The 14,981-nt window shown below is 54.5% G+C and carries 15 protein-coding genes; 5 read left to right on the top strand and 10 right to left on the bottom strand.

Annotated elements, in window-relative coordinates; all coding sequences use genetic code 11:
• Window positions 1-39: 39 nt before the first annotated feature.
• The gene (moaC, locus tag ACNAZA_RS16975; protein ID WP_415797719.1) at window positions 40-519 is read left to right on the top strand and encodes a cyclic pyranopterin monophosphate synthase MoaC; all 480 of its coding nucleotides are present in this window, start codon (window positions 40-42) and stop codon (window positions 517-519) included.
• Here the strand turns inward: moaC and ACNAZA_RS16970 are convergent.
• From ACNAZA_RS16970 to sucC, 9 genes are all read right to left on the bottom strand, one after another.
• Window positions 505-1,989 carry a PglL family O-oligosaccharyltransferase gene (locus tag ACNAZA_RS16970; protein ID WP_415797718.1) on the bottom strand — a complete coding sequence of 495 codons (1,485 nt, stop codon included), beginning with the start codon at window positions 1,987-1,989 and terminating at the stop codon, window positions 505-507. The two genes, moaC and ACNAZA_RS16970, sit on opposite strands and share 15 nt — an antisense overlap.
• Complete coding sequence (locus ACNAZA_RS16965) at window positions 1,986-2,771, bottom strand: hypothetical protein (RefSeq protein ID WP_415797717.1); 786 nt, start codon at window positions 2,769-2,771, stop codon at window positions 1,986-1,988. The genes ACNAZA_RS16970 and ACNAZA_RS16965 overlap by 4 nt, the downstream gene beginning before the upstream one ends.
• A gap of 65 nt (window positions 2,772-2,836) precedes the next feature.
• Window positions 2,837-3,340: a pilin gene (locus ACNAZA_RS16960; protein ID WP_415797716.1), complete on the bottom strand. Its 504-nt coding sequence runs from the start codon at window positions 3,338-3,340 to the stop codon at window positions 2,837-2,839.
• Between the two features lie 193 nt (window positions 3,341-3,533).
• Entirely contained in the window at window positions 3,534-4,253 is a 720-nt protein-coding gene (locus tag ACNAZA_RS16955) for an FHA domain-containing protein (protein ID WP_415797714.1), read from the bottom strand.
• Window positions 4,254-4,459: 206 nt separating this feature from the next.
• Complete coding sequence (locus ACNAZA_RS16950) at window positions 4,460-5,245, bottom strand: Stp1/IreP family PP2C-type Ser/Thr phosphatase (RefSeq protein WP_415797780.1); 786 nt, start codon at window positions 5,243-5,245, stop codon at window positions 4,460-4,462.
• Window positions 5,246-5,477: 232 nt separating this feature from the next.
• Complete coding sequence (locus ACNAZA_RS16945; RefSeq protein WP_415797713.1) at window positions 5,478-6,248, bottom strand: TerC family protein; 771 nt, start codon at window positions 6,246-6,248, stop codon at window positions 5,478-5,480.
• Window positions 6,249-6,508: 260 nt separating this feature from the next.
• The gene (locus tag ACNAZA_RS16940) at window positions 6,509-7,198 is read right to left on the bottom strand and encodes a TerC family protein (protein WP_415797712.1); all 690 of its coding nucleotides are present in this window, start codon (window positions 7,196-7,198) and stop codon (window positions 6,509-6,511) included.
• A gap of 140 nt (window positions 7,199-7,338) precedes the next feature.
• The gene (gene sucD, locus ACNAZA_RS16935) at window positions 7,339-8,235 is read right to left on the bottom strand and encodes a succinate--CoA ligase subunit alpha (protein WP_120965281.1); all 897 of its coding nucleotides are present in this window, start codon (window positions 8,233-8,235) and stop codon (window positions 7,339-7,341) included.
• Window positions 8,236-8,255: 20 nt separating this feature from the next.
• A complete protein-coding gene (gene sucC / locus ACNAZA_RS16930) occupies window positions 8,256-9,416 on the bottom strand; it encodes an ADP-forming succinate--CoA ligase subunit beta (RefSeq protein ID WP_415797711.1) in 1,161 nt (386 codons plus the stop codon).
• 511 nt (window positions 9,417-9,927) lie between these two features.
• Here sucC and argC point away from each other — a divergent pair.
• From argC to ACNAZA_RS16910, 4 genes are all read left to right on the top strand, one after another.
• Window positions 9,928-10,860 (top strand): N-acetyl-gamma-glutamyl-phosphate reductase, encoded by a 933-nt coding sequence (gene argC / locus ACNAZA_RS16925; RefSeq protein WP_415797710.1) that lies wholly within the window; start codon window positions 9,928-9,930, stop codon window positions 10,858-10,860.
• A gap of 181 nt (window positions 10,861-11,041) precedes the next feature.
• Entirely contained in the window at window positions 11,042-11,743 is a 702-nt protein-coding gene (locus tag ACNAZA_RS16920) for a c-type cytochrome (protein WP_415797709.1), read from the top strand.
• Between the two features lie 11 nt (window positions 11,744-11,754).
• Entirely contained in the window at window positions 11,755-12,861 is a 1,107-nt protein-coding gene (locus ACNAZA_RS16915; RefSeq protein ID WP_415797708.1) for a c-type cytochrome, read from the top strand.
• A gap of 216 nt (window positions 12,862-13,077) precedes the next feature.
• Window positions 13,078-13,587, top strand: coding sequence for a bacteriohemerythrin (locus tag ACNAZA_RS16910; RefSeq protein WP_415797707.1), 510 nt, complete (start codon window positions 13,078-13,080; stop codon window positions 13,585-13,587).
• Window positions 13,588-14,033: 446 nt separating this feature from the next.
• On the opposite strand, the gene ACNAZA_RS16905 is transcribed toward ACNAZA_RS16910, so the two are convergent.
• On the bottom strand, window positions 14,034-14,903 hold the full coding sequence (locus ACNAZA_RS16905) for a hypothetical protein (RefSeq protein ID WP_415797706.1): 870 nt from the start codon (window positions 14,901-14,903) through the stop codon (window positions 14,034-14,036).
• Window positions 14,904-14,981 lie beyond the last annotated feature (78 nt).

The following is a 14,981-nucleotide window of genomic DNA, read 5'->3' as shown; positions in this document are numbered from 1 at the left end:
CGCGCATGCGCCCAGCCCCGACACGAAAGAAACACCCTCATGTCCTCTCTTACCCACTTCGACGCCCAAGGCCAGGCCCATATGGTGGACGTTGGCGCCAAACCCCGTACCCACCGCGTGGCCGTGGCCCAGGGCCAGATCACCATGAAGCCCGAGACGCTGGCGATTGTGCAAAACGGCACGGCCAAAAAAGGCGACGTGCTGGGCATCGCCCGCATCGCCGCCATCATGGCCGCCAAGAAAACCAGCGACCTCATCCCCCTATGCCACCCCCTGGCCCTGACCCGCGTGGCCGTGGAGTTTGAACTGCAACCCGAATCCCAAGCCATTCTCTGCACCGCCACTGTGGAGACCATGGGCCAGACCGGCGTGGAAATGGAAGCCCTGACCGCCGTGCAAGTCGGCTTGCTGACTATTTACGATATGTGCAAGGCGGTGGATAAGGGAATGGTGATGGGGGGAATCAAGGTGATGGAAAAGCGTGGGGGGAAGTCTGATAATTATTCAGTTATTAGCTGACTCACTTTCTAACCATTTCAAATATTCTTTGGGGTATGTTATTTCAAATCTTTTCTTGTGCAGATTGTACTGATCTGTGTCTCCGATAATTAAAGCACTTTCAAGAAGTCTTTTGATAACACGAGGTTCTGGTGAAAAGTGAAGAAGATTATTCGCCAATTTATTAATTATTAATGAATTATTTTTATCTGGATTTATAAAAATAACTGTAGCAAAGTTTGATTGATCAGAAAAAAATATAGTTTTCGAAGAATAAATTATGGATTTTTCTAGAGAGCTGTCAGTTTTTAACTCTTCCACTCTTAAATCTGGCGGAAGATATACTTGCGTGACTCTCTGGTAATCAATAAATACCCATAAACTTAATGCCATCACCGAGACTGAGACGCAGTACCTGATGGCTGTATTTTTTTTAAAACCAATAGGATTTGTTTTTTGCTTTATTATTAAATAAATGCAAATTGCAGATATTATTTGAAATGGACCATACCATAGAGGAAATTCGAGCATGCTATGAATTCCGATTGGAATGAGCACGGCCCATAAATATCTTTTTTTGGGATTCGTTTCTTTCCATGGTGTTAATTTTATGAAAAAATAAATTGCTATCGAGCAAATAAATATAGTAATTGGGATGCCAAGTGTGACTGCGAAATGCAATGGTATATTATGTGCATTCCCCAGTACTGAGCATAGTCTTGGACTTTCAAAATCTGTAATGTATTGAGCGTATCTAAGATTATTCCAGCCCCAGCCTTGCCAAGGTTTTTGTGAAATAAGCTCAATTACATTTCCCCAGAGAATACTTCTGCTTTCGCAAGAACTTCCAATGCCAATTATTCTTATAAAAACACTTTTTGCATTTTCAATGCCTATGCTATTTGCAATATATGGGGCCGCTAGGCTTGTGAGTACGTAGAAAAAAAAACAGGCGAATATATAGCAGAAAAATATTTTTTTATCGCTCTTAAATATCCACCACGAAATAAATGGGACACATAATAAATATAAAGCCCCAGTTCTTGATGCGCTTAGCGCAATTCCAATTGAAATTAATGTGCTTGCGGCTAAAAAGGCAGGAAGAGATATTCTTCGATGACAATATATCCAATAAGTGGAAATAAGACCGATTGCTAAGAGCGTAGCCTGTTGATTGGGCTGCCCTATATTACCGATAGAAACCCCAGGTGCTGTATCTCTTATCCACGGCCAAAATATTTCAAGGCTGGACAAACCAAAATATTGAATTATTTCTGGAAATACGCTAATAACAGCGCCTATTGCAAATGCTGTTGCTATATCAGTCGTAACATTATCTTCAGAAACAGGCCACACCACCATAATAATGGCGGCAACAGCCAGGGAGAAAAGCCATGGAATGGCTTCTGCCCATGGACCAAATGAAATAGGCCACAACCAAGGAAGAGGAAGTATAAATATAAATGCTATTTTTTTTATATTTTCTATCATTCTTCCCATCCATTTATAGGTAGAAAATCCAAGGGATAGCCAGTGTCTTTTCTGATGATTGCAATCCAGTTTTCCATTTGTGATTTATCAGATGTTATCGGTAGATAACTAACATCGCTTAATCTTAGATTTTTGTTATTTAAAAAATTTAAGATTAAATGATTGGCGGGATTGCTGGGCCTCATAAATGGAGCAAGAGATTTTGACGAAATTAACACCTCTTTTTTTACCGACTCATAAGATATCCAGCGCTCCGGCCTGAATGCAGGGTAAACTCCTTTCAGTGAAAGCTGCACGCTACGCAAGTAATCGTCGTCGCCTGGATTGCTTAGTTTTACACCAATCAACACAGGGCCACTTAAAAATTTATTTACATAGTCTGAATTTTTGAACAATGTATTGTTTGTATCAATATCTAAGGAGCTGACCAGTCTGAATCTATCACCTTCATATGCAAGAAAGGCAGGTCGTGCATTGTGTGTAATTAATACTCCGTAAGAAAGAGCTGATGCTTGTATGAGTAGAATAATTGCGATATCAAAAGACCAAGCTTTTTTGGTTTTTCTTTGGTCGAACAAAATAAGTGTTAGTAGCGGACCACATACAACATCTATTAACAGCAAATAAATAAATATGTTTGATATTCCAGACAACTTGTCATAGGGTTCTGGGTACCAAATAAAAAAAATAATAATCCATATTGCTGACAATATAAATATACTGAAAATCAAATGAATGAGGGCAGATTTGGAGGAAAACTTAAATCTTTGATTCCATTGCATAATGTTTTTAATGATGAAAAAAGAGCGCCGAAGCGCTCTTTTTAGCTAAATAGATTAGCTAAATATTACTTGCACTCGGAAGGTGCAAAACGCGCGGCCAATGTGCCAGCGGTTGTGCCGGTAAAGCTACCTGCAGAAGCATTAGCTGCCATGCAGCGCCAAGCGACGGCTTGTGCAGGAGGCGTGAATGCTGCAGTACCGGTGGGCAAGGCCGAACCGGCAGGTGCGTTGGGGGTCAAGGTCACCGTACCAGCCCCTGCAGCGGCCGTCGTGGTAATTGTGATAACGCCTGTGGCAGGAGTGATGCCCATCGAGGCGACGTTACGTGTAGCTTGTGGGTTGGTATAACCAGTTGCGTAACCATTTGTATCGGCTTGAGGGTTACCCGAAGCCAGAACGTCTTGAACGTTCAGCTTTGCGGCAGAAGCCATCACAAGACCTTCAGAGACGCGTGCACGCACGGTGTAATCCTGATAAGCCGGCAAAGCCACTGCAGCCAAAATACCGATAATCGCCACAACGATCATCAGTTCGATCAGGGTGAAACCCTTTTGAATGGAACGCTTCATGAAAAATTCCTTGGTTGAAGAAGTACGTTCCTTCTAAGCAATCGTCGTGCCAACTACCGACCACAGGCGGAGGCACTTCGGTGTTGACATTTTTCGCCGCGCGACAGTTGCCAAAAAGTGTCTCTTTTGACTTATCCAGGCAACGATGGTGACAATTTTGTAAGTATCAGCCTACGCATTCCAAGTGGCGCCATCACCCCACCACAAACTGCATACGCGTACCGGCCAGCTCCATGGTGTCGCCATTGAGCAAGGGTACGGGCAGCGGGCCGACTTCCTGGCCGTTGAGTTTGAGCGATGCGCTCTCGCCTTCCATATGCGTCAGCACAAAGCCATGGGGCTTTTGGGTAATGGAGGCAATGGTCACGCCCGGGCGGCCCAGGGTGGTGACCACTTTATAGAGTGAGACTTCTTTGCCTGTCATGCTGCCGCTGAGCATTCGCACCACGGCATGCCGCTCTGGCAGCATGGACGACATGCCATGCTGTGTAGGCGCAAAGCCGGTGAGCTCGCCAAAACCGGAAGGCGTACTGAGTCTGCTGTGCACGTCATCGGCGCTCTCCGCCATGGCGGAGGAGACGGCGGCAATGGCTTCCAGTGCAGCAGAGGTGCGAGCGGGCTCTTCGCCGGCATTCACAAAGCGGATTTTGTAACGTCCGATATCCAGCAGATCGCCATGCACCAGGCTATGACGCTTCACGGATTTTCCGTTGACATAGGTGCCGTTGGTACTGCGCAGGTCTTCGATCGCCACAGCGCCGTCGGCTATGGTGATCACGGCATGTTCACCGCTGACGGCAAGATTGTCGATCACGATGTCGTTATACGGACGTCGGCCCAGCGTAGTGCGCTCTTTGGTGAGCGGTACTTCTTTGACCACAGCGCCATCGATAGAAATGACCAAGATCGGCATGCTCGAAAGCTCCTGAATGCAGCGGGACAGACCCGAGGATAGTTTGGCGGTTACTGTTTGAAACAATGACCACCTTATGGGTGATTCTATGAAAACAGCCCCTGTTGCGAACCGGACCCCGCTTCAAAACCAGCAAAAGCCTGCACAGTCGACTGACTGTGTATGCTCTTTGACACAGTCATTCTCAACGGAACATCGGGTAAAGGTCAAAACAAGCTTGTGCTTTGAGATCCCGGGCCTTGCGCGACCCGTTGAGCGTCCTCCATCAGCACCACGCTGATGTTGTCTCTGCCGCCCGCAGCATTGGCGGCACTCAGCAAAGCCGTGAGCAGTTCCGGCAGTGAGGACTCCGCAGCGAACAAGGCTTCTAGCTGGGAGTCATCGAGCATGTCGGTGACGCCGTCCGAGCACAGCATGAGGCGATCTTGCGCCTGCAGCGGCCAGCGGTTCAGTTCGGGATCGACAGACATCTGCACCCCCAAAGCCCGCGTGACGAGGTGACCCAGGCCCGAAGCCTGGGCATCTTGCGCGCTGAGATGACCGGCATCCATCTCTTGCTGGACCAGGGAGTGGTCCCGGGTAAGGCGGGTCAGTTGGCCGGTGCGCCATGCATAAGCCCGCGAGTCACCGAGGTGAGCAATCACCGCATGCCCTGCAACGATGGCAGCAGCGACCACCGTAGTGCCCATGCCCTGGCAGCCAGGTGTTTCCCTGGCGGCTTCACGGATTGCGGCATTGGCCAGGCACAAGGCCTCTTGCAAGTCCTTGGATGCGGCCTCCAGCTCCACATCGACACCGACCAGTTCCTCGTGCGTGTGCTGCAGGGCTGCGGGTATCACGCTGACGGCCATCGCGCTGGCGACTTCCCCGGCGTTGTAACCGCCCATGCCATCGGCCAGCACGGCCACAGGCCAGGGGCTGGCCTCAGGGTGGATGCTAACGGCATCCTCGTTATTGGTACGCACCAACCCCGTGTGCACGCGCGCGATCATGCGCACAGCAGGCCATGCGGCAGGCGGTCTGGGGGGCTGTGCAGCAGGCATGGCAAACAGAGTGCGGAACATGGGCGTGGTCAGAGCAGGTCTTCAGCGTAACGTAATTGCCAAAGTCCAGCCAGCCCTAGTGCAAAAGACAGATGAAGCCGTCGCTCCCCGGCAGGGGCATGGGTGATTACTTCAATATCAGGAGCAGATTGCGCTTTGATTGATTAATTTACAGGGTTCTTTATATTTTAAAACCCCATTGAATAGGCGCTATTAGCTCACTTTTTAATCGTTCAATTTCGAGGCTGGCACAGGCACACCCGATTTGTGGCGGCGGGCTTATGCCCCAGAAGATGGGGTTGCATTGCGTGCCTGCCACATTTTTCCCACTGCAACCACTTGCCGCATGGCTAAGCCAGGGATGAGCCTGAATCAGGCCCTCCAGCACATGATCGCTGGCAAGCGTCTCTCCGGCCACCCAGCCGATCAGCGCAGCCCCCAGGGTAACTATGGTGGGAAAGCGCGCCATGAGTTTGATCATCAGCGTGGAGCCAAAAATCACCAGCGGAATGCTGATGACCAAGCCCAGCGCCAGCAAGACCAGATTGCCCTGGGCTGCGGCGGCCACGGCAATCACATTGTCCAGGCTCATCACCAGATCCGCCAGCAAGATGGTGCGAACTGCGGCCATCATGCCGACCTTGACGGCATCTCCGCTTTGCTCGCTTTCATCCTCGCCCTTGAGCAGACCGACACCGATCCACAGCAGCAACACGCCTCCCATGATTTCTACCATCGGAAGCTGCATCAACTTGGCAGCCACCAGAGTCAAGGCAATGCGCAGCACCACGGCCGCGCCAGAGCCCAACAGAATGGCTTTTCTTTGCTGATGGGCAGGCAGGCCGCGCGCGGCCAAGGCGATGACTACGGCGTTGTCACCGGACAAGATGATGTTGATCCAGACGATTTTGAGCAGACCGATCCAGAAATCGGCTCCAAGCATGGCGTCCATGGCAAATCACTTTCTCGTGGTTTCCACGGGACTCATCTGACCTGAGCAGACGCAGCAACGCCCGACCAAAACATCGGGCGTTCCGTGGATTCTTGGGGAAAGTGTAGACCTGCAACGCCAAAAGCCGTTACGGGTCTATTGCTGCTGCGGCCATGAGAATCCGTGCGTGCCCTGCAAACCTCCAAACAACAGCGTATGGCAGCCGCAATGAAAAACGCACTGCGCGGGCAGTGCGTTTCTGGAGAGTCTCGCTCAGCGGATCAGGCCGCGACTTGCTTGCCGCCCGAACGGGCTTGCATGAGCTTGCCTAGGCCGACCACCAGCACGGCGCCGGCTGCGGCTGCGGCATAGTGCAACCAGGGGTGAGCCATGGTGTAGCCATGCAGCAGATTGTCATTGACGATGGTTTCGCCACCCACCCAGCCGATCAGAGCGGCACCCAGGGTGATGATGACGGGGAAGCGATCCATCAGCTTGATCATCAGCGTGGAGCCGAAAATCACCAGGGGAATGGAAATGGCCAGACCCAGAATCAGCAAAACCATATTGCCCTGGGCTGTTGCAGCCACGGCAATCACGTTGTCCAGGCTCATCACCAGGTCGGCAATCAAAATGGTGCGAATGGCAGTCACCATGGAACCATGGCCCTTGGACTCGCCCTCGCCCTCTTCGCCACCGGTCAGCAACTGGTAGCCGATCCACAGCAGCAGACAGCCGCCAATCACCTGCAGGAAGGACAGCTCCAGCAGCTTGGCTGCCACCACCGTCAGCACGATACGCAGCACCACGGCGGCGCCGGAGCCAAACATGATGGCTTTCTTTTGCTGTTCAGGAGGCAGGGAACGGGCAGCGAGCGCGATAACCACCGCATTGTCGCCAGAGAGAATGATGTTGATCCAGATGATCTTCACCAAGCCGATCCAGAAATCGGCAGTGTTGAGAAATTCCATTGTTACTCCACTGTTTTGAATATGAAAGCGCCGCATTGCGCGGCGCTTTCTTTTATGAGTGGAGGCAGTGTAGAGGTCTCAAACCTCTTTGCCAGTTCGTAATACTGCGTAATACCCGCTGTATTACAAACTCTCAGAGCTTACTTCAGCAAGCCTTGCAGCAGGCGGCCCATCTCGGATGGGTTGCGTGTGATGGTGAAACCACACTCTTCCATGATGGCCAGCTTGGCATCGGCCGTGTCGGCGCCACCGGAGATCAGGGCACCTGCGTGGCCCATGCGCTTGCCGGGAGGAGCAGTCACGCCAGCGATGAAGCCCACGATAGGCTTCTTCATATTGGCCTTGCACCACATGGCGGCTTCAGCTTCGTCCGGACCGCCGATTTCGCCAATCATGATGACGGCGTCGGTGTCAGGATCTTCATTGAAGGCGCGCATTACGTCGATGTGCTTCAGGCCGTTGATGGGGTCGCCACCAATGCCGACAGCGGACGACTGGCCGATGCCCAGTTCGGACAGCTGAGCCACGGCTTCGTATGTCAGCGTGCCCGAACGGGACACCACGCCGATACGGCCCTTCTTGTGGATGTGACCGGGCATGATGCCGATCTTGATCTCGTCAGGCGTGATCAGGCCGGGGCAGTTAGGGCCCAGCAGCAGGGTCTTCTTGCCGCCGGCAGCTTCCTTGGCACGCATTTTGTTGCGCACTTCCAGCATGTCACGGACGGGAATGCCTTCGGTAATGCAGATGGCCAGGTCCAGATCGGCTTCCACAGCTTCCCAGATGGCGGCAGCAGCACCTGCGGGAGGCACGTAGATCACGGACACGGTAGCGCCGGTTTCCTTGGCAGCATCCTTGACCGAACCGTAGATTGGGATGTCGAAAATCTTTTCGCCAGCCTTCTTGGGGTTCACGCCAGCGACGAAGCAGTTCTTGCCGTTCGCGTATTCCTGGCACTTTTCAGTGTGGAATTGACCGGTCTTGCCAGTAATGCCCTGGGTGATGACCTTGGTGTCTTTGTTGATAAAGATCGACATATGTGTATCTCCGAGGGCTTTTACTTAACGGCAGCGACGATTTTTTCAGCCGCTTCAGCCATGCTGTCGGCAGCAATGATGGGCAGACCGGAGTCAGCCAGAATTTGCTTGCCCAGCTGTTCGTTGGTGCCCTTCATGCGCACAACCAGAGGCACTTGCAGGTTCACGGCCTTGCAAGCGGTAACCACGCCATTGGCGATGGTGTCGCACTTCATGATGCCGCCGAAGATGTTGACCATGATGCCCTTGACTTCAGGGTTCTTGAGCATGATCTTGAAGGCTTCGGTCACCTTCTCGGCCGTTGCGCCGCCGCCCACGTCCAGGAAGTTGGCTGGCTCGCCGCCGTACAGCTTGATGGTGTCCATGGTGGCCATGGCCAGACCGGCGCCGTTCACCAGACAGCCGATGTTGCCGTCCAGGGAGATGTAGGCCAGATCGAACTTGGAAGCTTCCACTTCGGCTGGATCTTCTTCGTCCAGATCGCGGAATGCCACGATTTCTGGGTGACGGAACAGGGCATTGGGATCAAAGTTGAACTTTGCATCCAGGGCCATCAGATTGCCCTTGGAGTCGCAGTTCAGCGGGTTGATTTCCACCAGCGATGCATCGGTGTCCATGTAGCACTTGTAGATCTTGGCGAAGATGTCTACGGCTTGATCAATGGAAGCGCCGGTCAGGCCAATGGCAGCGGCGACCTTGCGCGATTGCGCTTCGGTGATGCCAGCCAGTGGGTCGATCATCTCGGTGATGATCTTCTCGGGAGTGGAATGCGCCACTTCCTCGATGTCCATGCCGCCTTCGCTGGAAGCGATCAGGGCAACCTTCTGTGTGGCGCGGTCGGTCACCAGCGACACATACAGTTCGTTCTTGATGTCGGCGCCGTCTTCGATGTACAGGCGACGAACCTTCTGGCCTTCGGGGCCGGTCTGGTGCGTGACCAGCTGCATGCCGAGGATTTGCTCGGCCAGGGCCTTCACATCGTCGATGCTCTTGGCAACCTTGACGCCGCCGCCCTTGCCGCGGCCGCCAGCGTGGATCTGGGCCTTCACCACCCACACAGGTCCACCCAGCTTTTGCGCAGCTTCTACAGCCTCTTGAACTGTGAACGCAGGAATGCCACGGGGGACGGGCACACCAAATTGACGCAAGATTTCCTTGCCTTGGTATTCATGAATCTTCATGAGTTTGTCTCTCTGAACTGAGGGGAAATACCCGCTTGCCACGGACTCGATTGGTCAGGCGAGACGGGTTCGTATGACATGGCGAGCAGCAATGTACCATGCTGCACTGCGCAAAACGACACCTGAATATGCGCAGAATCCACAATTTTCCACATCTTTGCCGTCTGAGCAACCTGGCTGCAATGCATTGATATCGTTGGATAAATCCCGTTACACGATATTTCCGGGCTCCGCAACTATCTTATGTCTTATATATAAGGCCCTGAGATGGCCGGCCAGCAGCGCCGAATCAGGCGAGCACGCTACAAGAACTGTCAAATGAGTGGCACTTGGCGGGCCGTGGCAAAAACAGTGTCGGCTCCTGCATACAAATTCACGCGCGATGGCAAAGAATCACGCCCTTGCACGCCAGCCCAGGGTTTAAACGACAATAACGGCCTAAAAGCGGCAATGGTGCCGCAGGCAGCGGCATAGACCCACAAATGCGCGCGCCGTGCAGGAGAGAAAAGCGATGGCTAAAGTCTTTATCGACGGGGAAGCAGGAACCACAGGTCTGCAGATCCGCGAACGTCTGGTCAACTTTGCTGGCGTAGAGCTGGTGAGCATTGCGCCCGAGCTGCGCAAAGACCCTGCCGCCAAACGCGCCCTGATTGCAGGCGTGGACTTGGTCATTCTGTGCCTGCACGATGATGCCGCGCGCGAAACCACGGCCATGGTGGACTCCATCACTCTTGAGACCGGCCGCGCCATCAAGATCATCGATGCCTCCACTGCTCACCGCACGGCACCCGACTGGGTCTACGGCTTCCCCGAACTGCGCGCCGGCCAGCTCGAGGCCGTCAAGGCCGCCACCCGCGTCTCCAACCCTGGCTGCTATGCCACGGGCGCCATCGCCTTGCTGGCCCCGCTGGTGGCAGCAGGCCTGATTCCTGCCGACTTTCCGCTGAGCCTGCCTTCCGTGTCCGGCTATTCCGGCGGCGGCCGCCCCATGATCGAAGCCTACGAGGCCGGCACTGCCGCACCTTACGAGGCCTACGCCCTCGGTCTGGGTCACAAGCACGTCCCCGAAATCCTGCACTATACCGGCATGACACGCCGCCCCGTTTTCATTCCCGCCGTGGGCAACTTCCGCCAAGGCATGCTGGTGCAGCTGCCTCTGCATCTGGATCTGCTGCCCGGCGCACCCAAGGCCGCCGATCTGCACGATGCACTGGCCAGCCACTACGCAGCCACCAACACGCCGGCCAACTGGGTCAGCGTGCTGGCGCCCACGGACGACAACAAGCTGGCCGCCGATACGCTGGCCGATACCAACAAGCTGGAACTGCGCGTCTTTGCCAACGAGCAATACCGCCAAGCCGTGCTGATCGCCCGTCTGGACAATCTGGGCAAGGGCGCCAGCGGCGCGGCCGTGCAAAACCTGCAAATCATGCTGGGTCTGTAAACCACCTGCACTTGCAACAAAACGGCCCTGGTGGCCGTTTTTTGTTTTCTGTACTAATCTTGCTGCGACGGAAGCAGGCCTTGCCTGGACCGTAACTAATCCGCAGCGCATGAGGTGGTGGCCGACACCCAACCACACTTGGACTGCCTAAGATTTAAGCAAAACCGAAACAAGGCCGTCCATGATGAAAGCTGCCTCTGATTTTTTGTGTTTTGGCCCGTATCGCCCGCTGTACAAGCTCACTACGCTCTTGTTTTTTGTAGCGGGCAGCGTACATGCACAGGCTTCTGGCGATGCAAAGGCGGGCGAATCCATTGCCAGCAAAGGTGTGCCGCCAGCGGTTGCCGCATGCTCCAGCTGCCATGGAGCCAAGGGCGAAGGTCTGGCGGCCTTTCCTCCCCTGGCCGGCCAGGGAGCAGCCTATCTACAGGCACAGCTGGCGGCTTTTGCCTCAGGCACGCGGAAAAATGCGGTCATGGAACCGGTGGCCAAAGGACTGAAAGCACAGGACCAGGCCAATGTGGCAGCTTACTTTGCCAGCCTGCCTTCCGGCATAGCCTCCCCCAAAAGCGTGCCGGTGCCCGACCCCAAGGATGTTGGCGCCTGGTTGGCATTGCGTGGGCGCATGAATGACGGCGTACCCGCCTGTGCCAGCTGCCACGGCCCCCATGGCGAAGGCGTGGGCAGCAACTTTCCCGCCATTGGCAAGCTCAACGCGGCCTATATGCAGTCGCAGATCGATGCCTGGAAGCAAGGCAGCCGTGGGCCCGGCCCGCTGGAGCTGATGCTGCACATTGCCAAAAAGCTCAGCAACCAGGATGTGGAAGCCATCGCGCAGTACTACGCCAAGCAAGCGACTGCAGCGCCCGCTACCAGCAAATAAGGGAGGCCGCCATGAACCAGCACCCCAGCAGCGCCGAACAAACCGAGCGTGAAGAACGCAGGGAGTTCGCCGCTCTCCAATGGTTTGCCGTGGTCGTCACCCTGATCGTGGTGATATCCGCTCTCGTAATAGGGCGTCAAATCGGCGAAGACGTGCAAAACGACGCCCCGCCTCTGCACCCGGCACGCATGGCCACCAATGCAGCAGATGCAGCCGCACCCGCTGCCGGAGCCGCCACAACCGCCAGTGCCTCGGCAGGCAGCAGCGGTGCAGCGCCACAGCCGGGCGCTCAAGCGGCATCCAGCCCAGGCCCGGTCAAAAAAACCGCCTTCGCACCACCGGCGGCAGACCAGATTCCCGAAGGCCCCATGGGCGACGTCATCCGCCAGGGCGAGCAGATCTTTCTGCACACCGGGGCCAATGCCAAAGGCTTTGTGGGTAACACGCTCAACTGCGTGAATTGCCATCTGGATGCCGGTCGCCTGGCCAACTCTGCGCCGCTTTGGGGGGCCTATCTCAGCTACCCCGCCTACCGCAGCAAAACCAAGAGCGTATCCACCTTTTCCGAGCGCCTGCGCGGCTGCTTTATGTACAGCATGAACGGCAAGGCACCACCCGACGGGCATGAGGTACTGGTCGCCCTGGAAACCTATTCCTACTGGATGGCCCAGGGCACGACCGTGGGCGAGAAGCTGCCGGGTTCGGGCTACGCCAAATTACCCAAGCCCGAAAAAGCAGCAGATTACGCCCGTGGCAAGGCCGTCTATGAGGCCCAGTGCGCGCTATGCCACGGCGCCAATGGCGAAGGCCAGCGCAGCGGCGATGTCCAGGTCTTTCCGCCGCTGTGGGGAGCCCAGTCATACAACTGGGGCGCAGGCATGGCTGATCTGCACAACGCCGCAGGCTTTGTGAAAGCCAATATGCCGCTGAGTCGTGGCAACACGCTCAGCGATCAGCAAGCCTGGGACGTGGCCCAGTTCATCGACAGCCAAGAACGCCCGCAGGACCCGCGCTTTACCGGCGATGTGGCCAGCACGCGCAAGCAGTTCCACGACACCGAGAACTCCTTGTACGGCACCATGGTCAACGGCAAGCTGCTGGGCCAAGGCATTCGATAAGTCGTTTAGCAACCATGCAATTTTCATAGCGCCTTGTGCTTTATTCGCAAGGCACAGCGGTCATTTTGACTGTTTTTCGAACTCCACCTGGTGAGCAAACCGGCACCAAGGTGCGAAAACACCAGAAATTGGCCTCTCACACCCTCCAAACAGCCGAGTCCAAAAGCACCATCTGCATCGAAAATGGCTGCAAATCCATTCAATCGAGACAAGGTCATGAGCGACTCCAAGCAAGCGATTCAAAGAGATCCCGCTGCCCCCACGCCCAAAGCAGACACCAGCGTTCTCTGGTCTGATGCCAGGCTGCTGGGCTACCAACCCATGGACCGGGTTCACGAGGAGTTTTACGACGTGGCCCTGGGCCTCATAGGCTGCAGCGATGACACAGCGGCGGCAGCTCTGCAAGCCTTTGCCGAGCATGCGCAAAGCCATTTTGATCAGGAAGACGAATGGATGCTCTCCACCGGCTTTCCGCCGCGCGATTGCCATATTGACGAGCATGCGGCCGTGCTGAAGTCGGTGCACGAGGTCAGCGAGATGCTGGCCCAGGGCCGCGCCGGCGCCCAGCTGGTTCAAGATCTGGGAAGGCAATTGTTCTCCTGGTTCCCAGGTCATGCGGACTATCTGGACTCGGCACTCGCCGCCTGGATGACCAAGAAAACCATGGGCGGCAAGCCCATCGTGCTCAGGCGCAATGCGGGACTTCACGCCGCGAAAAATGCGTAAGCCGCCTAGCCATCTCGCGCCGAGCCCCCGACCAGACAGATATTTTCCTCTCTGAGTCACGTAAAAAAGGCCAGCAATTGCTGGCCTTTTTGTGAAGCGGTTGAAACTGGCAGCCCTGATTTTCTCAGCTGATGGCTGCTTTTTCTCCGCTGATGTGCTCATCTGTGAGTTGTCAGAGAAGTTGAGAACGCACATTCTTGTTTCGTAAAGGTTTTTTCATCATCGGTGGCAGCTCTCACGGTTGCTTGTGACAAAGATGTTGAAAAAATCAGCGCTTGTGCCAAAGAAGATGAAATTTCTTTGGTATTAAAAGCGATGCATTGTAAGCATGATGCTGCCCACAACTAGCACCGCAACACCGATCAATCGCTTCACACGCTTGACCGTGACTCCCTCCCAACGGACAGCACCGCATCCTTTCGCGAAGTCCGCTTCTAGAAAAATTTTCATGTTGAAGCACCTTGGGTGAGTAGTTGATTGAAGTGGGAAAAAGCCGCTTTGTAGTTCTCATTGGACGTAATGTCAGACCACTCTCCAACTTCTTTAGAAACCGGAGAGTTGGGTGTCACGTAGTCATCAGGATGCCAAGTCACACGGCTATTGCGTCGCAAGATCGTGGCAGGTAGTACTTGCCCTCTGGATAGCAGGCTGTACTCGTTCTGAGTGAGCGTTCTGCCTGCGACATAGGTGCCAAGACGCTGCGCAAAATAGATCACGAGTTTGATGTGCTCTCTGCAGCGTGAATAAGACCATCGGCCTTCTTCCCAGACCTCATAAGTCTCCAGGACTTCCTGACCAGGCAACTGCTGTGTCCGGATAAGCACAGGGATGAAATACGGAAGCTTGTCCTCAGCCTGGTTGTCATCTGTGACACTGAGATCCGCATTTTCAGGGATACAGATCGAGAGTTCGGTACGCATTGAGCTCTGTTTGGCCGATACAAGCTGGTTGGCAGCCTCAGTCATGGCTTTGTACCAAGTGCCTGGTTCGGATCTAAAGACCTCATCGGTTTTGCCTGCTAGCCAGTCATAGCTGATGTGAAAGCGGGCTGCCACATCTCGGATCGTTGGTGACGTTAGCTTGAGCAGGAGGGCTTCGTGCGAAGCGAAATCTGCTAGAGAAAATCCGAGATCTGACAGTGCCTCTGCAGCCGCTGGTGCTGACAAATCATGTTCTTTCAACAGGATGCCAAAGCGCTCAGACACCCCTCTGAGTGAGGATACCGCGCCGTCCTTGCCTTGAGTAGCCATGGCGACGCCATCCAATATGGCACCGGGGATGCGGACAAAAACTTGGACTACCAGGAGGTAGTTCATGTACTCATACGCAGACAGGATTCGTGCAGTTGAGCTTTATATCAAGCTTGGCTTGCGTGTCAGAGCCACGATTCGCCA

Source organism: Comamonas aquatilis (genome assembly GCF_965139575.1).
Classification (GTDB): Bacteria; Pseudomonadota; Gammaproteobacteria; order Burkholderiales; family Burkholderiaceae_C; genus Comamonas; species Comamonas aquatilis.
The sequence above is the reverse complement of the archived record's forward strand: the minus strand, read 5'-3'. Positions and strand labels throughout refer to the sequence as shown.